The sequence below is a fragment of the Proteus sp. HMSC14B05 genome (assembly GCF_001808035.1).
Classification (GTDB): domain Bacteria; phylum Pseudomonadota; class Gammaproteobacteria; order Enterobacterales; family Enterobacteriaceae; genus Proteus; species Proteus mirabilis.
In genome coordinates, this window is sequence record NZ_KV791989.1 from 17,296 (window position 1) to 39,762 (window position 22,467).

Consider the following 22,467-nt stretch of genomic DNA (forward strand, 5'->3'; position numbering starts at 1 on the left):
CCTAAAGACTGGTACATTGGGACAACATATAGCGCCAATTAGTGCAGGCGTGATGACTTATCAGACTCGCTTTCGTCATCTTCATTTTCGCCATCTTCGTCATCGTACTCAGCGTCGGGATCTTCAAAATAAGTTCCCCAGCCGTCGTAATAGACACCCATTTTTTCCGCTAAATTCATTAACTGTTCTACTTGCGCATCAATCAGTTCAGCATTTAGACCACTTTCACTAACCGCATCAAAGCAGACTAAGATCTCACCTGATTCAATTTCAATTTCTTCAGGCTCGGTGACTTCATAACCTAATTTAAAAACTTCAACAGCCGCTTTTTCTAACGTTTCAAAATTTTCACATGAAATGTGGTGTTCAATTGCGTACAGTGCATCGGGATCACTGCCATCTTCGAGTAATTCTTCAATAATAAGACGTGTTTCTTCACGTTGTTCTGCTAGCTCTTTGCTGTCCGCCATAATTCCGCTCCGCAATAGTCTGAAAGATATCTTGGTTATTCTCCCACAGGGGGAATAAACACTCCATAGTTAATATAAGGCTCATATCGCAGAGTTTTTCATTCAAAAGTGACGTTTAAGGGTTGATGATGAATATTTATTGTATTAAATTGAATATAAATTCAATTATAGGATACTTATCTATGAACCCTTTCTACCAAAGATCATTTTTACGTTTGCTCGACTTCTCATCAGCAGAAATACAACAATTACTGGCTTTATCACTAGAACTCAAACAAGCAAAAAAATCAGGCCATGAACAGCAGTATCTCACAGGAAAAAATATTGCGCTGATTTTTGAAAAAGATTCCACCCGTACCCGTTGTGCCTTTGAAGTGGCCGCCTTTGATCAAGGTGCGAATGTAACCTATCTCGGCGGAGGAAGCCAAATCGGTCATAAAGAATCGATAAAAGATACCGCTCGCGTGTTAGGACGTATGTATGATGGTATTCAATATCGTGGTTATGGCCAAAAAACAGTAGAAATGCTGGCAAAATATGCTGATGTACCGGTTTGGAATGGATTAACCGATGAGTTTCACCCCACACAATTATTAGCGGATTTGCTCACTATTACTGAACATCAAACAAAACCATTATCAGAAACCATTTTTGCTTATCTTGGTGATGCTCGTAACAATATGGGCAATACCCTACTCGAAGCGGCTGCCTTAACAGGAATGGATTTACGCCTAGTCGCACCAAAAGCGTGTTGGCCACAAGCAGAATTAGTCGCTGAATGCCAAAATATCGCTCAGCAAAATGGGGGAAAAATTACCTTAACTGAAAATGTCGCAGAAGGCGTTAAAAACGCCGATTTTCTCTACACGGATGTGTGGGTATCTATGGGAGAGCCAAAAGAAGTTTGGAAAGAGCGTATTACGTTACTCAAACCTTATCAGGTTAATATGGATGTAATCAAACTAACGGGTAATCCAGACGTTAAATTTCTGCATTGTTTACCGGCTTTTCATGATGAAGAGACAACAATGGGGCAAGCATTAGCGGAAGAATTTGGCTTATATGGTGGTTTTGAAGTCACTAACGAGGTTTTTGAATCAAAACACAGTATTGTGTTTGATGAAGCAGAAAATCGTCTACACACGATTAAAGCGGTTATGGTGGCGACCTTAGCAAATCCTTTTTAAAAATACATATTCATGCAAAAGCAACGTTTTTTAATGATTAAACAAACGGTGCTTTTTTGCCTTTTCTTTAAGCTAATTGATTTTTAAATTAAAAAAATTTTTTTGCAAAAAATTAAAAGCAAACGCTTGCGTGTAAGATTAAGATGCGTATAATGCGCCACAATTTGTCAGGAGGAAAGATGAAACAGCGCCAATGCCAAGTTGTTGTCACATTACGTACCCTAACCGGTCGTAAGCGCTCTCTTTTTTCCAAAAAGCTATTTTTTAAAACCCCTCTCATTGAGGGGTTTTTTTTGGTCTGTAGAAAAACACATATCGCACCATTTATCGTATCATCAAAGGAGAACTCTAATGACTAATCCGCTCTATCATAAGCATATTATCTCCATCAATGATCTGAACCGAGACGATCTGGAGTCTGTTCTCCATGTTGCTGACAAATTAAAACAGCACCCCAATAGCCAATTGTTAAAAGACAAAGTGATTGCCAGTTGTTTTTTTGAAGCCTCCACCCGCACTCGCTTATCTTTTGAAACAGCAATCCATCGTTTAGGGGCGTCTGTGGTTGGCTTTGCAGATGGTAGTAACACCTCTTTAGGTAAAAAAGGGGAAACCTTAGCTGATACTATTTCCGTACTACGTACTTATGCTGATGCCATTGTTATTCGTCATCCTCAAGAAGGTGCGGCACGTTTGGCCTCTGAATTTGCTGGGGATATCCCCGTTATTAATGCTGGGGACGGTGCCAACCAACACCCAAGCCAAACGTTACTAGACTTGTTTACCATTAAAGAAACACAAGGCCGATTAGATAACCTCAATATCGCGATGGTAGGTGATTTAAAATATGGCCGCACAGTACACTCACTAGCCCAAGCATTAGCAAAATTTACAGGAAATCACCTCTATTTTATTGCTCCCAAAGTGCTGGCCATGCCAGAGCATATCTTGCATTTACTCGAAGAGCATGGTGTTGAATATAGTCAGCATGAAACTGTAGATGAAGTGATGTCAGAGCTGGATATCCTGTATATGACTCGGGTACAAAAAGAGCGCCTTGATCCTTCTGAATATGCCAATGTCAAAGCCCAATTTATCTTAACCAGTGCTGATCTGGTGAATGTAAAAGATAATCTTAAGATCTTACACCCCCTGCCACGTATCGATGAAATTACCACCGATGTTGATAACACCCCTTATGCTTACTATTTCCAACAAGCAGGTAATGGTATTTACGCGCGTCAGGCACTACTTGCCTTAGTTCTAAATAAAAACTTAGTTCTTTAATAAGGAGCACACCATGACTCATGATCACAAACTAAAAGTTGAAGCTATCAAACGTGGGACTGTTATTGATCATATTCCGGCGCAGGTGGGCTTTAAGATCCTATCTCTATTTCGTTTAACCGAAACAGACGAAAGAATAACGGTAGGTTTTAATCTTCCTTCTGAAAACCTAGGTAAAAAAGATTTAATCAAAATTGAAAATGTCTTTTTAACCGCAGAGCAAGCAAATCGCTTAGCAATGTATGCCCCTCAAGCGACGGTTAATATTATTGATGACTACCAAGTCGTCAATAAAATGGCGCTAAGTTTACCTGAATTACTCGAAGATGTTGTACCCTGCCCTAATAGCAACTGTATTAGCCATAATGAGCCGGTACAAAGTAGCTTTCGCGTGAAAAAATTCGCGTCTGACGTAGTATTAACCTGCAAATATTGCGAAAAAGAATTTGAGCGCCACGCCGTTATTCGTTGATTTCTTATTGGCTATCTGCCCTGCTTGATAGGGCAGATAATAAACACCTACCCTAAAAATAGAATAATCCCCTCTCAATCGCGTTGATCCCTTTTTATGAAAAAATAGAAATAGCTAATAAGCACTATCTTAGAAAAAAAATTGCTATAAATGGGGGATTTAGATGGGCTAAATATCGTATAAAAAGGCGAGAAAGCGTTAGGATTATTTTCTTTTTATACCTATAGACTTTATGATAAAGCCTGATATCTATCATATTGCTCGTCTTCTGCGCTGGCTATAATAGCGCTGAGCTAATCAAGCGTTAGCATGAATCTTATAAAAACAGGAGTTCTACATGTCTTACGAAATTAATACCGAAAAAGCCCCTGCAGCAATCGGCCCTTATGTACAAGGTGTTGATTTAGGTAATTTAGTGATCACATCAGGCCAATTACCTGTTGATCCTGCTACGGGTGAGTTTGTGTCTGACAATGCGGCAGAGCAAGCACGTCAATCTTTAGAAAACGTCAAAGCAATTATTGAAAAAGCAGGTCTAACCGTTGCTAATATCATTAAAACGACTGTTTTCGTAAAAGATTTAAATGATTTCGGTACTATTAATGCAGCTTATGAAGCTTTCTTTAAAGAGCATAATGCAGCATTCCCAGCACGCTCTTGTGTTGAAGTTGCTCGTTTACCGAAAGATGCCAAAGTAGAAATCGAAGTTATCGCGATCCGCTAATTTATTTTTCTACCTGTCATATCAAAGAAGCAAAGTACTCTTTATGAGCACTTTGCTTTTTTTATATTCTCAATAAATGAGCAATCATTTATTACTGCCATTTTTATCTCAGATTTACAATTCAGCCAAGCCCTCTCCAAGCCTGATGTAGCAAAAATACCTTGATTTAGATCAGTTTTACTCAAGATTATTTCGCTTCCAATTACTATATATTGTGCTTTAATAAATACACAGATACAACATATAGTAATTATACACACCTTATCCACAATTAGTCTCAATGCTACGCCATCACCTGTTTTTATGGGATTAGAGCCTGTGGATAAATAGTTAAGGAGCCAGATTGTGAAAACCATAGTGATAAAACGAGACGGATGTAAAGTCTCTTTTGACCAAACCCGCATCAGCGATGCTATCAAAAGAGCAGCCGAAGCTTGTCAGATCACTGATGATGATTATTGTGAGTTTGTCGCTCAATCTGTTTCACAATCTCTCGCAGGACGTTCGAATGTCGATATCCGTGAGATCCAAGACGCCGTTGAAAATCAGCTGATGGCTGGCGAGCACAAAGATATTGCCAGAGCTTATATTGAATACCGTCATGACCGAGATGTTGCTCGTGAGCAACGAGGACGATTAACTCAGGAAATCCGCGGTCTTATCGAACAGAGTGATGTCTCTATCTTGCACGAGAATGCGAATAAAGACAGTAAAGTTATCCCAACCCAACGCGATTTACTTGCGGGAATTGTGGCTAAACATTACGCAAAATTACATATCCTGCCAAGAGATGTGGTACTCGCTCATGAGCGCGGTGAAATTCATTATCATGATCTCGATTACTCACCCTTTTTCCCTATGTTTAACTGCATGCTGATTGATCTCAATGGTATGTTAACCAACGGTTTCAAGATGGGTAATGCAGAAATAGAACAGCCAAAATCCATTTCAACAGCCACTGCGGTGACTGCACAGATCATTGCTCAAGTCGCTAGTCATATTTATGGTGGCACGACAATCAACCGTATTGATGAAGTCCTTGCACCTTTTGTCAAAGCCAGTTACGACAAACACTATAAAGTGGCGCAAGAATGGCAAATAGCGGATAAAGAAGCTTACGCCAACGCACGTACAGAAAAAGAGTGTTATGACGCTTTTCAATCTTTAGAATATGAAGTTAACACTCTACATACGGCTAATGGTCAAACGCCTTTTGTGACCTTTGGCTTTGGCCTAGGCACATCAAAAGAAGCACGTTTAATTCAACGCTCAATCCTTGAAAATCGCATGGCGGGTTTAGGTAAAAACCGCAAAACGGCGGTTTTCCCCAAACTGGTTTTTGCTATTAAAGATGGCTTAAACCATAAATTTGGTGATCCTAACTACGACATCAAACAACTTGCTTTAGAATGTGCAAGCAAGCGGATGTACCCTGATATTTTAAATTACGATCAAGTGGTAAAAGTAACTGGCTCATTTAAAACCCCAATGGGTTGTCGTAGCTTCTTAGGCGTCTATGAAGAAAATGGCGAGATGCTCCACGAAGGGCGCAATAACCTAGGGGTGATCAGTTTAAACTTACCACGTATTGCCATTGAGGCCAAAGGAGATGAAGCCGCATTCTGGTCGCTGCTTGATAAACGTCTTGAATTGGCTAAAAAAGCCTTAATGACCCGAATTGCTCGTTTAGAAAACGTCAAAGCACGTGTTGCCCCTATTCTTTATATGGAAGGTGCTTGTGGCGTACGTTTAAAAGCGGATGACAGTGTTGCTGAAATTTTTAAACATGGCCGGGCCTCCATTTCATTAGGTTATATCGGTGTTCATGAAACGATTAATGCCTTATTTGGTACGCAAAAACACGTCTTTGATGATGAAACATTGAGAGCTAAAGCAATAGCAATTATTCAGCGTTTACGTGAAGCGACAGATCAATGGAAAGCAGAAACAGGCTATGGTTTTAGTCTTTACAGTACACCTAGTGAAAACTTATGTGACCGTTTTTGCCGTTTAGATGCAGCGGAATTCGGTATTATACCGGGGGTGACTGATAAAGGTTATTACACCAACAGTTTCCACTTAGATGTAGAGAAAAAAGTGAATCCATATGATAAGTTGGATTTTGAAGCCCCTTACCCGCCATTAGCCAATGGTGGTTTCATATGCTATGGCGAATATCCAAACTTACAACATAACCTAAAAGCATTAGAAGACGTTTGGGATTATAGCTACACCCGTGTCCCTTACTACGGCACAAACACCCCTATTGATGAATGTTATGACTGTGGTTATACCGGCGAATTTTCTTGTACCAGTAAAGGTTTTACCTGCCCTCGATGCGGTAATCACAACCCTGCAAGAGTCTCGGTGATACGCCGTGTATGTGGCTATTTAGGCAGTCCTGATTCGCGTCCATTTAATGCCGGTAAACAAGAAGAAGTTAAACGTCGAGTTAAACATCTGGCTAATGGTCAGTTAGGTTAATACTGTGAATTACCATCAATATTACCCTGTTGATGTTGTCAATGGCCCAGGAACACGTTGCACCCTGTTTGTTGCAGGGTGCGTACACCAATGTCGTGGTTGCTATAATAAATCAACTTGGTCACTAACATCTGGCAAGCCGTTTACCCAAGAAGTGGAAGATCAGATCATTGCTGATTTACAAGACACTCGTATTAAACGACAAGGACTATCACTTTCCGGTGGTGATCCCCTGCACCCTCAAAATCTTTCTGCTATATTAAAATTGGTAAAACGTGTTAAAACGCAATGCCCTGAGAAAGATATTTGGGTTTGGACAGGCTATTTATTGGCTGACTTAACCCCAGAGCAACAAGAAGTCGTTAGCTATATTAACGTACTGATTGACGGCAAATTCGTACAAGAACTTTATGATCCCGCATTACTGTGGCGCGGTAGTAGTAATCAGGTGATCCATAAATTGAAGTAATACACATTGAATTAACTGGAGGATATATGCCTTTAAGTGATAATAAATATGTAAGCTTTTCTGAAGATCATGAACTGAACTACCATTTAAAAAAATGGGGTAAAAAGCAATCGAAAGCCAATCGAGATCAACTCGTGAAGCTAGGCAGTGAATTGAAAAAGAAACTTGATGTTAAACATCTCCAACATACTGAAATAGATGCAGAGATAGAAAAAAATCTTTCATTATTTGAGTAATATCTCATGATCCCCAGTGATAAATCACCTTACTACTGGGGATCACTTCACTATTATAAAGCGCTCCTATTTAGTCACCTCCGTTATCAAATGCGAATCATTTTCAAAAACAATAGTCAAAGTGATTAGTTTTGTTTTATGATTAGTATTCTTAATTCTTCTTTTTATGACAATATTTAATATGAAATTTATTTTTTTACCTTTAATTTCAATCGTTTTAATAACTGGGTGTAGTAGTAAATGGGAGCCAAAAGGGGTACCCGATTACACATTACAAGAAGCAAAGTTAATTTGTGATTTGGATGCGAATACACGTTACCCTATTCGTAAAGAGGTACTACAACACACCGTTTATCGTGATGTAGAAAAAACCTGCCGTAAAGACGACAAAGAGCGTTGTGGGGATAAAAAGACCTATACAGAACGTGTTCCGATGACAGAAAGCTATGTAGCAGATATTAATCAAGAAGATAGAAAAACATTCTATACCTCATGTATGTCTTTAAAAGGTTGGGAACAAAAAAATTACTACTTTTGGCAATAAGCAGTAACTTAGTGACGTTGCCAAAAGAGCTTAGTACCAAAGCCGAGCTGATTATTCACCATTTTAATTTCTTGCAATTGTAATTGCCATAAAGGCACATGGATGGCGGCTAGCGCCACAGGGAAACGTAAGCAATACTGTTTTCTTGCTCTGATGTCGTCATTAGCGGTTAATAAAGACACTGTACCGGTGAATTGAACGCCTTGCAGATTGGCGACAGAAACCTCTTGAGTACTAATACTGCCCGCAACAAATAAATTTTCCTGCATCATTTGTGCGTGTCGTGTATATTTTTCTGAGAGAAAAACAAGTCGCATGTTGCTTTCATCGAACCAATAGAAACAATTCGCGCACCAAATATCCCCTAATGCACGAGTTGTACATAAGGTAAACACATGGTGACTGGCTATATATTGTTTAATTATTTTGATCGAGTCTGGCGTAGACATAATTTACCTGCATAGAAACTAAAAGAGACGCTGTTTAGGTGATAATTATATCACCAAAACAAGCGTCTTACCGCGTGTCTCTTTGTGCAGGTAACTTATCGAGAATAATTATAAATTAACGATAAATTTCCGCATTTACAGTCAGATAATCGTCACCTGTAGCACCGATAACTTTATAACCAGTTGCGCCTTCATCTTTTGCGATTTGTGCAATTTTAGTTGTTAAGCCATCTAAAGTATCGTTACCTGTAATTGTGATATACTCACCAGTAGAGGTATGGCTAGTTGCTACGCTGTCAGCAGCGATTGAACCGAATGAAATAGCACTTAAAGCTAATGTTGCAGCGATTAATGTAGATTTTTTCATGATGAACTCCAATTAAATTCTAAATTTGTTATCTATCGCGGAGTGTGTCTCTGTGATGTGGATCATATTATGCATTTTAATTTAACTTTAAAATTAGCAATTATTGCTGTTCTTTTTCAAAATAATTGAATGTATTTTTTTAGAAAAACGTTTTTTACGTCATAAATTTTTCACAACGTGTTGATATAATTACAAGATTTGAAACTTAGTGGTTTGTTAATAACTACCGTTAGAAATTAAGAAATTTTGTTTATTAAAATCATAAGTAGCACAAAAAGGAAAAAAGATGGCTGATACTCAATGGTCAATCTATATTGTCAGAAATCGTCTTGGCTCTCTTTATACCGGAATAACAACGGATGTTGAGCGACGATTTAATCAGCATCAAAATGGAACTGGCGCGAAAGCACTAAGAGGGAAAGGCCCATTATCATTGGAGTTTTATTGCCAAGTTGGCGATAGGCAACAAGCGTCTCAACTTGAATATCGTTTAAAACAGTTAAAAAAAATACAAAAAGAAAAGCTGATCATTGATCAGCCTTCAGACGTTGCACAGTATTTAGCATAATGAAAAGATGCGATTATCAAACCTCATCAAATAACGGCGAAAAGTTCACTAAGCCGTGAATATCATCAACATTGCCATTATCTAAAGCATAAAATTGAAATGCTTCTTCTGTATTCGGCCATTTGCAATGCAAGCCTTGTGATTTTGCCGGTATAAAACCTGATTTTTGATAATAAGTTGGCTCACCTAATACCACAACAGCGCCATAACCAAACTCATTAAGGCTATCAAGCCCTTCATTAATCAATTGACGACCGATGCCCTGACCACGGTATTGTGGCGCCACAGCTAATGGCGCAAGACCTACCCATTGGCAATCTTTTCCCTCAATATCTACAGGTGTAAAACCGATATAACCAACAATCCGGCCTTCGTCATTGATTGCCACCATACCTAAGGTTAATAATCCCTCTTCACGTAAGTGACCAACTAAATCGGCTTCTGCGCCTGTTGGAAATGATTGGCGTAAAAGATCATCAATAGCAGGAATATCAACAGGAATTTCAACACGTATTAGCATGAAGTTGAGCTCAGTTCATGGCTGTGTGCGGTGTCTTCAACTTCATCTTGAAGGCCACTTTTCACAAAATCAGCCAATTGTAGTAAACCAAAACGTAATACAGATGGCATAGAGTCTAACTCAATTGCATCCATTAGGTTCTTAACATATAACCCAAGTTCTGTATCGCCCTCAATTTGTAAGCGTCGTTGGAAAAACAAGGTGTCCGGATCTTCTTTACGCGCGGCAATTAAAATAAGATCGTTAGCATTACCACTAAAACTTACATCTTCTTTTTCAGAACGGCTTACGATTAATTTATCATCACAAACACTGATAAACCACTGCAAATGTAAATCTTTAATTTCTACCTTTAGCCATTTATCTTCTAAGAAGTGTAAATCCCCCTCAGCTAATGCTTCGCGGAATTGCCAACTTAAAAACTGTTCTAAAATATCACGTTGCAAAGCAAATGGTGTGATTTGCAAAGGGTAACGCAAGAAACGAGGGCCATCTTTAACTAGGCGGGTGCGAATTTTATTAAACACTTTCGGACTCCTTAACATTTAATTGCGGCTATTGTGCCAGATATAGATAGCGATTCTGCGATCCTACATCAATATTCCGTTAATCGGTTGTTCATATTTTGAGTTATTTAATTTTACTTAAGTAAAACTCAATATTCTCTGCCCTAAATCAAAACCTTTTTTTATCCTGCTTATTACAATTTCTGATCATTTTTAATCTCTAAAGGGAAGTGAAGATGGAATTGTTGTGCCCAGCAGGTAACTTACCCGCATTAAAAGCCGCTGTTGATAATGGTGCAGATGCCGTTTATATCGGCTTAAAAGATGACACCAATGCTCGCCATTTTGCTGGCTTAAACTTCACAGAAAAGAAATTGCAAGAAGCCGTCAATTACGTACATCGCCATCAGCGAAAACTGCATATTGCCATTAATACTTTTGCTCATCCTGATGGATTTGAACGTTGGCAAAAAGCCATTGATATGGCGGCTCATTTAGGTGCCGATGCATTAATTTTGGCCGATATTGCTATGCTAGAATACGCAGCTGAACGCTATCCACAGATAGAGCGTCATGTATCGGTACAGGCGTCGGCCACTAATACTCAGGCAATCGCATTTTATCAACGCAATTTTGATGTTGCACGTATTGTACTACCACGCGTTCTTTCTATTCATCAAGTCAAACAATTGGCTCAAAGTAGTCCTGTTCCTTTAGAAGTCTTTGCCTTTGGTAGTTTGTGCATCATGGCTGAAGGACGCTGTTATCTTTCCTCTTATCTAACTGGTGAATCGCCTAATACTGTCGGAGCCTGTTCCCCAGCTCGTTTTGTCCGTTGGCAGCAAACACCACAAGGTATGGAATCTCGCCTCAATGATGTCTTAATAGACCGTTATGCTCCTGATGAAAATGCAGGGTATCCTACTTTATGTAAAGGACGTTATTTTGTTGATAAACACTGCTATCACGCCTTAGAAGAGCCAACCAGCTTAAATACACTAGCGCTACTACCTGAACTTATGGCTATGAATATTGCCTCTGTCAAAATTGAAGGTCGCCAACGTAGCCCCGCGTATGTTACTGAAGTTGCAAGAGTATGGCGTGCAGCTATTGACCAATGTAAAAAAGATCCTCAAGGTTTTAAAACCCAACCGCGTTGGATGAGTGCATTAGGAAAAATATCTGAAGGAACACAAACAACATTAGGTGCTTACCACCGGAAATGGCAATAATAAGGGATATTAATATGAAATACGCATTAGGCTCTGTACTTTATTATTGGCAAAAAGAAACACTTGAGACATTTTATCAGCAAGCAAAACAGAGCGATGCTGATATTATCTACTTAGGCGAAACAGTCTGTAGTAAGCGCCGTGAGACTAAACCACAAGATTGGATTAATCTGGCCAAAGAAGTGGCTAAAAGTGGTAAACAAGTGATCCTTTCTACCTTAGCACTACTACAAGCGCCTTCTGAACTAAAAGAGATAGCAAAGCTGGTGGATAACGGTGAATTTTTAGTTGAGGCTCATGATTTTGGTGTGATCAATATGCTTTATGAGCGTCATTTACCTTTTGTAGCAGGCCATGGATTAAACTGCTATAACGCTTATGCACTACGTTTATTACAGAAACAAGGCATGATACGTTGGTGTATGCCCGTTGAACTGTCTCGTGAGTGGTTAAATAATCTTTTAATTCAATGTGAAGAATTAGCGATTAGAGATAAATTTGAAGTAGAAGTATTCGCTTATGGTCATCTTCCTTTGGCTTATTCAGCGCGTTGTTTTACTGCTCGCTCAGAAAATCGTGCTAAAGATGATTGTGAAACTTGCTGTCAAAAATACCCACAAGGCCGTCAGGTATTGTCACAAGAAAACCAACAGGTGTTTGTTTTAAATGGTATTCAAACGCAAAGTGGCTACTGTTACAATTTAGGTAATGATTTAACTTCAATGGCAGGTTTAGTCGATATCGTCCGTCTTTCACCGCAGTCTGATGAAGTTTTTACTACCTTAAAACAATTTCGCCAAAATGAACAAGGCGCACACCCTATTAACACCATCCATCATCATGATTGTAATGGTTATTGGCGTAAACTGGCTGGTTTAGAATTAGTTGAATAAGTAGATATTTTTTGAAATCTAAATAAGGTGGAAAATAAAATTATTATTCCACTTTATTTTAATAAACATCTACTCATAAACAAAGGTCACACCGATAACGGATTTTACATTACCCGCTCTTACTCTTTCTCCCGTTTCACCATACGAAGCAGATAGCCTTAAACTCACACTATTATTCGTCACATTGCCTAATTTGACCGGTGTATTAGCAGGAATAACACCATTATTATTTGATATTTTAATTCCAACCCCTTTAGCAGGAGAGTTAGATGATATATTGGTAAAGACCGTATTATTCACATCAGACGTTGTTCCTGTTAAATAGTAAGAAATATTTTGTTGTCTAGGACAAAAAATAGATAAAGGAATAGGTTGCGCATTACCCGGATATTCAGGAAGATTAATCGTGACATTTCTACTAGAAAGATCACAGCCCCCAGTAGGCATAATAACATCATTTAATGCGTAAATATTCCATGTAAAAAAACGAGGGTGCCCACCATCCCAATCTGCAATTTTGTACATTTCTATTTTTGCAATTAAATCCCCCTTATTTATTTGCTTCCCTCCCGCAGCACCAATACTTTTCAAATACAATCTAAGATTTAGTGGGATAAAATTTCTGTCTTTAATATTAATAACTTTTGTATCGTAATAAAGAGGAATAGGATAATAACTGTTATACCATAATAAAGAGCCGTCAAAATTATTCAGCGCGCCTCCAAAAGTCGTTCCACTAACTAAATTAACATGGTCAACGTCTATTGGATCTCTAGGTCCACCATAAGAATCATTTTTACAAAGAATTTGTTGAGATAAATCCACTACCAAATTCTGGTTTACTTCAACTCGAGGCGTTAAATTAACGCGTATATTAGCAGCACCATCACCAACAATTTGTCCCGTTGAAGCGACTTTACAAGTAAATGATAGTACTGGGTTTGAAAATAAACCGAAGCTTAAATACAATAAAAAACGCATTGTTTTTTTATAGCTTATCATAATGTTTTTTCTATAATTTAATTAAATAACAATTACATAAATACATAGGTAACATTAATTATTGCCTGTACTGATCCCTGTGTAGGTCTACCATTCACAGAGATGGCTCTTACTCGTAAAGGAAAAATTGCAGCAAACGAATACTCACCAACTTCAACCACTTTTTTCGAACCGTTTCTTAATTTATTACCTGCAGTATCTTGTAATTCTAAATGAAGATTTTTAGCTGAGCCCTGATTTCTATAGTATCCAGTACTATCATCAAGACCGGTGAATGTCGCTTCAATAGAAGTTGTACCAATAGGACAATTTCTTAATTCCAAATCAACGGGATACCATTTAGAGGTAGAGCCTGGGATCATAAAATCGAATGTATATAGGTCGCCCATGTCCACATTGGCTGTTTTTGTGATTGTTTCACAAGGCCTTGCTATTACACTTCCATTAACAGTAATTGTTGCATCTGCAGCCATAGCGAATGAAGTATTGCAGCATAAAATAGCAAATATTACGTTTTTTACTCCTCGCCATTTATATTTCATCATTGATTCTCTTTATCTCTATTGGTACTCGAGTGTAAAAGTGGCACTGGCTTTAATTTTTCCAGCTAAGACAGGCATATCAGATGCCATTAATCGACTATAGAAAAAAACGGTGTTACTTTTTCCTGCAACTAAGGGGATCCATTTAAGTTGGTCACTACTTGGATTAATAGGAATGGGTGACCTTTCACTATCTAATATTTGTATTCCAACACCAGAAGCAGATGTTGCTATCGGATCTAACGCTAATAATGAAGGATTATTTCTATCTGAAATACCATTAAAATAGAATTTCACAGCAATCACTGATTCTCCACAAGGCTCCAGTATTATATGAAAAGGAATAAAGGGTGTTGTTTCTCCCACTTTATATAACCGCTTAACTTCATTATTTAATAAATCAATAGTTTGGTATTGTGATTCTGGTGCAACTGCACAGGTGTTATCTCTCATATAACCTGTTATTTGAATAATGCTATCGGCAGAATATGCAACACTAGGTGATAATGATAAGAAAAATAACCATAGTGTTGTCAAAATACCCTTAATATTATTAGTCATTATTTATTCCTTAATAGGGTGGCACTCTGCACTATATTCAACATAAAGTTTATCTGGATCTTGTGGTGGTAATGTGTAATTTACTAAGCATTGTTGCTCTTTCTTACTACCCCAATTCACTTTTAATTGCCCTGAAGGTGATAACCCTGTTAAATAAACTTTTCCTTCATCTGCCACAATCCCAGTATTATTACCTGAATCAACGATAGCCCCGAAAGGTACTGGTTTCCCTTTATGGGTTAATGTCGTAATTGCTTTTATCCCAACACTAGGCTCAAATGTGATCGCACTAATGGCCCCACGAGTAGGAACTACGCTTTTCACCGCATTATCTATTTCAATATTGTTAGAGAATGAATTGGTATCCAATGCAATACGGTTTTCTTTATATTCAGAAACATAAGGTAAAACCGCATAACCATTACTGTCTGTCGTGATGCCACTATTGTTTTCTAATTTTATATTTTTAACTTCAGGTACTTTAACTAACACCGCTGTTTGATATATAGGCTGACTAAGTGTTATACCACCTGAGTGAGCTAAAATACTGCCACTCATACCATAATTTATTTGATGTGATGTATCGGTATAGTTATAACCTATATTGCTATTCATATAAGAACCGTTATAACTTAATGAGGCATATCCTGTTGAGTCCGATTCTTCTTCATGAGAATAACCTGTTTGAATATTGTAACTTAAGTTTTTATCTTCCAATAATGTACCGTTTAATCCGATAGTATTGTTAAAACGTTTCTTCATGTTATGCGAGGAGTTAGTACTTAAACTCGCATTTTGCCATATAGAATCATTATCAGAACGCATAAAGTTACTAAAAGGAATACTAGTATTAAATGCTAACATCTGATCTTTACTATCATTCCATGATGTTTTAGATAAGCTATAATTTAGGCCTAAATTAATACCTTTAATAATAGTATTAAGGCCTATCTGTAATTGATTATCTTGTTTTTTAGAATTCCAATAACGCTGATTAGTACCAATAATATATAACGTAGATTGATCACCTATTTTTTGAGTAATATTGAGTTGTATCCTTTGCCTTTTATTATAAATAAGATCGTAGTAACTTTGTGGCAATCCACTAACTTCAACAACACCATCCTCCGTTTGTATATAATTTCCTCTCATTTTTTTATAAGTAGTCTCTGCTAAAGTATAAAAACCACTCGTCGCATATTTATAACCGGCAAGTTGCACCCTTGTGCCTAATTCATTGATAGATTTATTATAAAGAATACGTATCGATTGCCCACGGTGTGTAGAGTCATCGGGTAGTATTGATCTCGCTTCGGTAATATCAAATGATAAAGCCCCAAAACGCCCAATATTTTTACCTACCCCAATACTTGCCGCTTGGTAATTTTTGGATAACTGGGTTCCTCCATAAATGGTCCAACCCGCAGGTAAGCCGTGGATCACTGATCCTTGTAAAAAATAAGGCCGCTCCTGCTCATCATTACCCGAACGGTAACTACCTACAGTCACTGAATATTTGGTATGCCCTTCCCTTTGTAATAAAGGGACTGATGAATATGGCACAGTAAAGGTTTGTGTTGAACCATCAGACTCGGTAATGGTTACCTCTAAATCGCCACTGTTACTTGTTGAATAGAGATCATCAATAACAAAAGGACCCGGTGGAAAAGAGTTACGGTAAATCACATAACCATTTTGCTGTATAGTAACCTCGGCATTAGTCCGGGCGACACCTCGAATAATCGGAGCAAAACCTCTTTGGCTATCCGGTAACATAACTTCATCAGATGACAGTTGAAAGCCTCTAAAGTTGATGCTGTCGAAAACTTCACTTTGTGTGTAGCTATCACCAATAATAAGACGAGAATATAATTTATTAATACCACGTTCTATATAAGTATTCAGATGTTTCCAACTTGATTTATTAATAGAATCATAAGAATAAATAGAGTTATCACGAAGACGCCATGGCCCAAGATTGATCCCACTTTGTAAATTGAGATGAGTAAAATGAGTATCTGGGCTACCATCGTTGCGAGTTTTACTCCCATTTAAAATATAGGTAATAAATCCAGCCACAATACCATCATCCCATAACTCTGGTGGAATAAAGCCTCGAGACTGATTGACTAAATATACTTGAGGTATAGTGAGATTGAGCTTTTGTGAACCAACATCAAAATTTGCTGTGGCTTGAGCAATTAATGAAGTAAGTGACTGACAATGTTCATCGAGCTCATTTTTCTGTTCAACATTATTTTTATCTTTATTTTGTTCATCCGTTATGAGATTTAAATTAACATTCCAACTTTTTAGCTCTGCTTTTGTGATACATGGTGATAGCTGCCCTTTATTCTCAATAAAATTGATATATTGGGTTTTTAAGAATATGTCATTTAAGTAAATATCAACCAGATAATTACCTTCAGGTACTTCTAATCCTTTCTCAAAAGAAGATAGATCAGCGACAGACTCCGGGTTATCTGATAAGAAATAGGGGTTATAATAAAACTCCTCCTCAGACTTTGAGTCAACTGAAAATAGTAGCGCAAGTATAAAAATAAATAATTTTACGTTATTTATTTTTATGCCGCTTAAGCTATTTATACCTGTTGAAAATGACATAATATCACTCTTTCAATTCTACAATATTAAATAATGATTATCTAACGTCGACGATTGTTTTTGGTGTGATGGCACCATAATCATTAATAGTTTGAAACGAGAGTTTCCCATAAGCTGATGTTGGAATAGAGATAGACTTATCTTCAAAAGGTGGAACCATAGTGTTCTCTAATTTTTTACCACCAAGTTCTAATTCAGTCATCGTAATAAAATAAGGTGTCGGATTTTTTATAATAAGTGTGTCATTATTACGTTTAAATTGTAGTTTTTTATAATTTTCATCTGGAGATATGGTGAGATCTTTTGGTCTATAAAAGAATTTTATTTTACTAATAATCGCAAGTTGTAACATATTCTCATTAGCAAGTGATTTTTCTACAGCGGGGATAGATTTTACACTCAACCAAAATAAAGTTTCTCTATCTTTCGGTAATTTATTGTTAGTTGCATCTATAATTCTTAAAGTATTCTCTTTTTTACCCTGCATAGAAAATAGAGGAGGCGTAATAACAAAAGAGTTATCTTTCTTTCCTTCGCTATTTTCTATCCAAGACTGTATTAAATAACGTTTTTCATCATTATTAATTACTGGTAATTTTACTTGCTTTTCACCTGCAAAATAAATGACTCTAGTTGCCCCTAATGATACAGCAGCATATGCTTGGTTAATGACACATAGAGTTAAGAGCATTAAAAAAAGAAGCTTTATTTTAGAAAAAGTTAGAATACTATTCATTTTTATAATCCACTATAGCTAATCTTGGTGTATGTCTTATTAAAATAACCCACAAAAAAGTAAAAAGCCTTATACTAAAAAATAGTATAAGGCTATATATTATTCGTATTGGACAGCAAAGGTTGCGTTCGCGTTTGCGATACCAGGTTCAGTTGCACCTAAAGCATAATATCTTGCTTGGAATGGAATAATATTTTTTCCATCATGTAATTTAGTTGCATTACCGAATCCAGCGCCGTCAAAAGACATTGGTGCACTCTTACTATCTAAAATTTGAATACCGACATTTTTAGCACCACCAGCAGAAGAAGAAGATACTGCTAATACGTCATCTTGTCCTGCAGCAGAAACCCCTGTAAAAGCAACTTTTGCAGTACTAGCTACTTTAGAGTCACAATCATTTAATTGGATAGTAAAATTAGTATTTTCGCTAAAATCACCAGCTTTCGCTAATTTTGCAGTTCTCACTTGACCTAATTTAACTATTTGGCCATCAGATGAAGAGTCAACAGCACATGCTGCATTTACTAATTCACCTTTAAAAAATATTTCGCCACCATTCACGGTTACAGGTCCATTTCCTACAGGATCTTCAGCTGAAACAGCAAAAACAGAACCTACAGATAATGCAGAGATCACAAAAAGTTTCAAATAATTAAGTTTCATATAAATTACCTTAATTCCTAGAAAATAATAAACACATTTAATTACGATTTTTCATAGACTTTTATCTTATTTAGATAATAAGATAAAAGTTACTAAGAAATTAAATTGACATCGATATAATAATACTTAATTAAAAATTAACAATTAATTTTTTAAAATTTTTATTCTTACTTTAATTGAATGTTTTATTTTGATTATTTAATTTAGCCCTTCTAAATTAAATTCATTATAATAAGATTAGTTTATTTTAATTAAGTGTCATTACTGGTTTTTATATAATTGTTTGTTTTTTATGTTTATATAAAAAGTAATTAATTTATTTTTTATATATTAAGATAAGGAAAAGCACTTAAAATAGTTCACATTAATTATTATAACAATAACATTAATTATTTAAGCTTATTAAAAAACATTATTATTATTAAGATAATATCTTTAGATAGAGATTGCATAAAAATAAAATAATTCAAACAAAATTTTGTTATTAATAGACTATTATAGAAAATTCACACTAAAATAAAAAATACGGGATAACTTTTCAGTAATCCCGTCCTATTTACCTAGCATATTACAGATATTATTTACTTTGAACGGTGGTAATGTCTCACCCAATGCTTAAATTGATGAGTAATTTTCCTTAACTCACCATTGCGCAACATCCCCACTAACACCCCCAAAATGGTATATATCACGCCTAAAACCAGCATCATCACGATATCCCCTAGGATGCTTTGGAATGATAATCCCATCTGGTTAATTCCGGCCATAGCATTTACAGCCCATGTAGAAGGTAATGCAGAGGATATTGCCAATACCCAATCCGGCATAGCTTGTAATGGCCAAATAGTTCCCGAAATATAGAATACAGGTGTCGTCACAAATGCCAATGTTAAGTAAATCATCTCAACACTGCGCAAGCATTCGGTGATCAACTTACCTAATCCTAATACCGCTAATAAGAATGGGAAGGTCAACATCCAAATTTGATAAAGTGGTGCTTCTTGACGATAGCCTAATACCCACGGCCATAGTGCAAAGAACACCGAAGATAAAAAGAGCCAAATCGGTATAAGTGCAGATAGCGCGCCTAAATATACCGCTAACGGAGGCTTCCCTTTTGGCGTTCCTCTGACGGCGATACTCACTCGTACACAAGCAATTAATAATGAGTGTTGCAATAACATCACTAACAAGCCTGGGAAAATAATGGCGGCAAAACTGACCCCAGGGTTATACATGGCGATAGTTTCACTTTGGATCGGTTTTAATAATATTTTTGACTGTGTCGCACTAAAACCCGCATTTTGTAAGATACGGCCGTTATAGTTATCTAATAATTGCTGATACGCCTGCATTAATTCTTGCTGAATTTGTCCACTAGCAAGGCGGTTGGTCGCATCCCCATACACAGGAACGGTAACATTTTTGCCATTAAGCAGTTTTTTTTCAAAATCTGTTGGAATGATAATAATGGCAAACAGTTCACGCATGATCATGTCATGACGAGCTTCATCTAAATTATCATATCCCTTTAAGCTTAATTTAGGTGTGGCATCTAATGAGCGGATAAGGGCATAACTGGCGGGACTATGATCTTGATTGATCACCGCCACAGGCAGATCCCACAATACAGGTTTAGCGTAGACTAAACTCATAATGCAAAGAGAAACCAATAATAACATCCACATCGGTTTTTCTAACATGCCTAATAAAACACGCTTAAATGTTTGGAAATACATCTGCATCATACGACACCTACCTGTAATTCCAATCTTTTAAAGATGCGTTTGCGAACTAAAAGCGCAATCGCAAAAGGATAAATCAACAAAAGCGTGCACACATAAAGAATACCTTGTAACGAAACTTCCCTTAAGAAGATATCAAACATAGCATTTAAGGCGTGCGTTAACGGCTCTAGATTAGAAATGATTCGAGCAGGTAATATCATCGACAGTTCAGGCACTGCCATCCCTGAAAAAGCTAAGGCGATACTCACTAGCATACCTATCATACTGTATGCGGTTATCGCACTATTGGTAAATGTAAACAACAGCAACCCAATACTTTGTGCCGCGATGATATAAAAGAACCCCACCAATATCATATAAAGCGGATTACCATTGACTTTTGCCCCTGAAAAATGCACTAACGCCGCTAATTCAACCATTAATAATGTTAAGAAAAACAGCGTATAAGGTGCTAATTTACCTATTAGGGCAAAAGTGAAAGGTTTTAAGTTTAATAGCATATTACCCCGTGATAAGGAGTAAATCGTGCAGGTGACAACAAAGAGTTGCAGCATATGGATGGTTGCAGCAAATTGTTGATAGTAGATATAACTACCACTGGCATTAAACAGGCTGTCATAAGAGAGTGTTACTTTGGCTAAAGGCGGCACCGGCTTATTCATCTCTTGCGCTAAAACAGTGCGATATTGAGCATTAAGCTCAGCAATTAACCCGCTAAAATCCTGTATAGCATAGCTACCCGCAGCATAATACAACCCATTGTAATACATTCGGGTTGTCGGCTGTTTACCTGCTAATACATCTTTTTCAAAATGGCGGGGGATCATTAAAATAGCGTAATCTTTTGCACTTCCTAGCTGCTCTAAGGCGGTTCGCGGATTTGTATCTAGTGCACTTAATTTTGCATGAGAGCCTGCATTTAAATCTCGGATCAACGTTTTTGATAGTGGACTATTATCATTATTGATAACGGAAACTGGCAAGTTCAGCAAAGTACCTTCTGAAAAGTTAGCACTAATTAATGTGAATAACATTAATGGAAACAGCCAGCTTAGCCAGTGGAACACTGGACTTCGCACTGCCATATGGGTTTCTCGTGAGAATGCGCTATTAAAACCACGCCAAGCTGCCTTTACTCTCATTATTCGCCCTTACTTATCCCAACGCCATAATGCGCTCATACCAGGACGTAGTCCTTCAATTTGTGCCGTTGGATACAGTCGAACTTCAAAGGTTTTTAAGTCGAAATCTCCTGTTGCACGCGTCGCTCTTTTCGTTGCGTAATCTCCCATAGGAGCAATATAGCGAACTTCTGCTTCCACTTCTTTATTGCCTAACGCAGGAACAGTGATGGTGATACGATCGCCTTTGCGGATATCGGCTAAAATATCTTCACGCAAGTTATATACAAAATAGGCTTCAGGGAGACGAATTAACGTAGCTAATGGGCTATTGGCATTAAAAAGCTCACCCACTTCCGCAGGAATAGGCCCCACTTCGCCGTCAACCGGAGCTTTTACCTGTAAATCTTGTTGCTGAACTTTCAGCTCAATTAATTGCTGCTCTGCTTGTTGTAGTGCGGCTCGGTATTTCTCACGTAATTCAATACGATCACCGTTTTTCGCTTCATCTAATTCAGCTTGAGCGGCTTTGGCTTGCTGCACGGCAACATCTCGACGACTACGAGCACTATCAAGCTCATTGGCAGAGACATAACCTTTATTGGCGACCGCACTAAGACGTTGGTAATCTTTCGTTGCATTGGTGGCTTGTGCTTGCGCCTGAGATAAGATCGCTTGTAAATTGCGAATGCTTTCTTCTCTTGTACCGTGAATAGAGAGATCTAATTGAGCTTGAGCTTGGGCTTTTGCCGCTTCCAGTGCAGCCACTTGAGCATTGAGTTCTGGGCTATCTAAGGTGATCATCAATTGCCCCGCTTTAACATCATCACCCCGCTCAATATGACGCTCTATAACACGTCCTTTGGCTTTAGAGGCCACAATAACTTCAGGTGCATCCACTTCACCTTGCAGTAATAAATATTGATTATGCGCGCGGAAAAGAACGGCTAATGCAATAAGTATTAGCATTAATAAAATAAGATAGATGGCTCTTTTTTTCATATAACGATTAGACCTTAATAGTGAAGTAGAACACTCACTGATAGCGTTATCTTACA

26 protein-coding genes are annotated in these 22,467 nt (G+C 37.5%); 12 read left to right on the top strand and 14 right to left on the bottom strand.

Translation table 11 applies throughout. The annotated features are described in order from the left end of the window. Positions 1 to 38: 38 nt before the first annotated feature. Positions 39 to 470 (bottom strand): ribonuclease E inhibitor RraB, encoded by a 432-nt coding sequence (gene rraB, locus HMPREF3129_RS10175; RefSeq protein WP_004246194.1) that lies wholly within the window; start codon positions 468 to 470, stop codon positions 39 to 41. Positions 471 to 652: 182 nt separating this feature from the next. Between rraB and argF the strand changes: the two genes are divergently transcribed. The 9 genes from argF (at position 653) to HMPREF3129_RS10225 (ending at position 7,873) form a co-directional block, all read left to right on the top strand. Next, positions 653 to 1,657, top strand: a complete 1,005-nt coding sequence (argF, locus tag HMPREF3129_RS10180) for an ornithine carbamoyltransferase (protein WP_004246195.1) — start codon at positions 653 to 655, stop codon at positions 1,655 to 1,657. Between the two features lie 179 nt (positions 1,658 to 1,836). Further along, complete coding sequence (locus HMPREF3129_RS18770; RefSeq protein WP_004246196.1) at positions 1,837 to 2,016, top strand: hypothetical protein; 180 nt, start codon at positions 1,837 to 1,839, stop codon at positions 2,014 to 2,016. After that, positions 2,009 to 2,944 carry an aspartate carbamoyltransferase gene (gene pyrB / locus HMPREF3129_RS10190; RefSeq protein ID WP_004246197.1) on the top strand — a complete coding sequence of 312 codons (936 nt, stop codon included), beginning with the start codon at positions 2,009 to 2,011 and terminating at the stop codon, positions 2,942 to 2,944. The genes HMPREF3129_RS18770 and pyrB overlap by 8 nt, the downstream gene beginning before the upstream one ends. A gap of 13 nt (positions 2,945 to 2,957) precedes the next feature. Then, positions 2,958 to 3,416 carry an aspartate carbamoyltransferase regulatory subunit gene (gene pyrI / locus HMPREF3129_RS10195; protein ID WP_004246198.1) on the top strand — a complete coding sequence of 153 codons (459 nt, stop codon included), beginning with the start codon at positions 2,958 to 2,960 and terminating at the stop codon, positions 3,414 to 3,416. A gap of 337 nt (positions 3,417 to 3,753) precedes the next feature. Then, complete coding sequence (locus HMPREF3129_RS10200; RefSeq protein ID WP_004246200.1) at positions 3,754 to 4,140, top strand: RidA family protein; 387 nt, start codon at positions 3,754 to 3,756, stop codon at positions 4,138 to 4,140. Positions 4,141 to 4,485: 345 nt separating this feature from the next. After that, positions 4,486 to 6,624 carry an anaerobic ribonucleoside-triphosphate reductase gene (nrdD, locus tag HMPREF3129_RS10210; RefSeq protein WP_004246202.1) on the top strand — a complete coding sequence of 713 codons (2,139 nt, stop codon included), beginning with the start codon at positions 4,486 to 4,488 and terminating at the stop codon, positions 6,622 to 6,624. A 4-nt stretch (positions 6,625 to 6,628) separates the two neighbouring features. Beyond that, complete coding sequence (gene nrdG, locus HMPREF3129_RS10215) at positions 6,629 to 7,093, top strand: anaerobic ribonucleoside-triphosphate reductase-activating protein (RefSeq protein ID WP_004246203.1); 465 nt, start codon at positions 6,629 to 6,631, stop codon at positions 7,091 to 7,093. Between the two features lie 26 nt (positions 7,094 to 7,119). Further along, positions 7,120 to 7,329, top strand: coding sequence for a hypothetical protein (locus HMPREF3129_RS10220; RefSeq protein ID WP_004249586.1), 210 nt, complete (start codon positions 7,120 to 7,122; stop codon positions 7,327 to 7,329). 181 nt (positions 7,330 to 7,510) lie between these two features. Next, positions 7,511 to 7,873, top strand: coding sequence for a hypothetical protein (locus tag HMPREF3129_RS10225; RefSeq protein ID WP_036900642.1), 363 nt, complete (start codon positions 7,511 to 7,513; stop codon positions 7,871 to 7,873). Positions 7,874 to 7,881: 8 nt separating this feature from the next. Here the strand turns inward: HMPREF3129_RS10225 and HMPREF3129_RS10230 are convergent, their stop codons facing one another. Both HMPREF3129_RS10230 and HMPREF3129_RS10235 read right to left on the bottom strand, forming a co-directional pair. Beyond that, complete coding sequence (locus tag HMPREF3129_RS10230; RefSeq protein WP_036919645.1) at positions 7,882 to 8,322, bottom strand: YhbP family protein; 441 nt, start codon at positions 8,320 to 8,322, stop codon at positions 7,882 to 7,884. A gap of 115 nt (positions 8,323 to 8,437) precedes the next feature. Then, positions 8,438 to 8,689, bottom strand: coding sequence for a YdgH/BhsA/McbA-like domain containing protein (locus tag HMPREF3129_RS10235; protein WP_004246207.1), 252 nt, complete (start codon positions 8,687 to 8,689; stop codon positions 8,438 to 8,440). A 286-nt stretch (positions 8,690 to 8,975) separates the two neighbouring features. Here HMPREF3129_RS10235 and HMPREF3129_RS10240 point away from each other — a divergent pair, with 286 nt between their 5' ends. Further along, the gene (locus HMPREF3129_RS10240) at positions 8,976 to 9,257 is read left to right on the top strand and encodes a GIY-YIG nuclease family protein (RefSeq protein WP_004246208.1); all 282 of its coding nucleotides are present in this window, start codon (positions 8,976 to 8,978) and stop codon (positions 9,255 to 9,257) included. A gap of 16 nt (positions 9,258 to 9,273) precedes the next feature. On the opposite strand, the gene HMPREF3129_RS10245 is transcribed toward HMPREF3129_RS10240, so the two are convergent. Both HMPREF3129_RS10245 and ubiT read right to left on the bottom strand, forming a co-directional pair. Next, positions 9,274 to 9,777 carry a GNAT family N-acetyltransferase gene (locus HMPREF3129_RS10245; RefSeq protein WP_004246209.1) on the bottom strand — a complete coding sequence of 168 codons (504 nt, stop codon included), beginning with the start codon at positions 9,775 to 9,777 and terminating at the stop codon, positions 9,274 to 9,276. Beyond that, the gene (gene ubiT, locus HMPREF3129_RS10250; protein ID WP_004249588.1) at positions 9,771 to 10,304 is read right to left on the bottom strand and encodes a ubiquinone anaerobic biosynthesis accessory factor UbiT; all 534 of its coding nucleotides are present in this window, start codon (positions 10,302 to 10,304) and stop codon (positions 9,771 to 9,773) included. The genes HMPREF3129_RS10245 and ubiT overlap by 7 nt, the downstream gene beginning before the upstream one ends. Before the next feature lie 215 nt (positions 10,305 to 10,519). Between ubiT and ubiU the strand changes: the two genes are divergently transcribed. Both ubiU and HMPREF3129_RS10260 read left to right on the top strand, forming a co-directional pair. After that, positions 10,520 to 11,515 (top strand): ubiquinone anaerobic biosynthesis protein UbiU, encoded by a 996-nt coding sequence (gene ubiU, locus HMPREF3129_RS10255; protein WP_004246211.1) that lies wholly within the window; start codon positions 10,520 to 10,522, stop codon positions 11,513 to 11,515. 14 nt (positions 11,516 to 11,529) lie between these two features. After that, positions 11,530 to 12,408, top strand: a complete 879-nt coding sequence (locus HMPREF3129_RS10260; RefSeq protein WP_004249589.1) for a U32 family peptidase — start codon at positions 11,530 to 11,532, stop codon at positions 12,406 to 12,408. 69 nt (positions 12,409 to 12,477) lie between these two features. Here HMPREF3129_RS10260 and HMPREF3129_RS10265 read toward each other — a convergent pair whose 3' ends face one another. From HMPREF3129_RS10265 to HMPREF3129_RS10305, 9 genes are all read right to left on the bottom strand, one after another. Further along, positions 12,478 to 13,410 carry a fimbrial protein gene (locus HMPREF3129_RS10265; RefSeq protein WP_036919643.1) on the bottom strand — a complete coding sequence of 311 codons (933 nt, stop codon included), beginning with the start codon at positions 13,408 to 13,410 and terminating at the stop codon, positions 12,478 to 12,480. 32 nt (positions 13,411 to 13,442) lie between these two features. Then, positions 13,443 to 13,955 (bottom strand): type 1 fimbrial minor subunit FimG, encoded by a 513-nt coding sequence (locus HMPREF3129_RS10270; protein WP_004249593.1) that lies wholly within the window; start codon positions 13,953 to 13,955, stop codon positions 13,443 to 13,445. A 15-nt stretch (positions 13,956 to 13,970) separates the two neighbouring features. Continuing rightward, entirely contained in the window at positions 13,971 to 14,513 is a 543-nt protein-coding gene (locus HMPREF3129_RS10275; RefSeq protein ID WP_036919641.1) for a type 1 fimbrial adaptor subunit FimF, read from the bottom strand. A gap of 3 nt (positions 14,514 to 14,516) precedes the next feature. Beyond that, positions 14,517 to 17,138 (bottom strand): fimbria/pilus outer membrane usher protein, encoded by a 2,622-nt coding sequence (locus tag HMPREF3129_RS10280; protein WP_004246216.1) that lies wholly within the window; start codon positions 17,136 to 17,138, stop codon positions 14,517 to 14,519. A 37-nt stretch (positions 17,139 to 17,175) separates the two neighbouring features. Then, positions 17,176 to 17,874 (bottom strand): fimbrial biogenesis chaperone, encoded by a 699-nt coding sequence (locus HMPREF3129_RS10285; RefSeq protein WP_004249595.1) that lies wholly within the window; start codon positions 17,872 to 17,874, stop codon positions 17,176 to 17,178. Between the two features lie 99 nt (positions 17,875 to 17,973). Beyond that, positions 17,974 to 18,540, bottom strand: coding sequence for a type 1 fimbrial major subunit FimA (fimA, locus tag HMPREF3129_RS10290; protein WP_004246218.1), 567 nt, complete (start codon positions 18,538 to 18,540; stop codon positions 17,974 to 17,976). Positions 18,541 to 19,121: 581 nt separating this feature from the next. Next, complete coding sequence (locus tag HMPREF3129_RS10295; RefSeq protein ID WP_017827649.1) at positions 19,122 to 20,285, bottom strand: ABC transporter permease; 1,164 nt, start codon at positions 20,283 to 20,285, stop codon at positions 19,122 to 19,124. Further along, complete coding sequence (locus tag HMPREF3129_RS10300) at positions 20,285 to 21,430, bottom strand: ABC transporter permease (RefSeq protein WP_004246220.1); 1,146 nt, start codon at positions 21,428 to 21,430, stop codon at positions 20,285 to 20,287. The genes HMPREF3129_RS10295 and HMPREF3129_RS10300 overlap by 1 nt, the downstream gene beginning before the upstream one ends. A 9-nt stretch (positions 21,431 to 21,439) precedes the next feature. Continuing rightward, complete coding sequence (locus HMPREF3129_RS10305) at positions 21,440 to 22,411, bottom strand: HlyD family secretion protein (protein ID WP_004246221.1); 972 nt, start codon at positions 22,409 to 22,411, stop codon at positions 21,440 to 21,442. Positions 22,412 to 22,467: the final 56 nt, after the last annotated feature.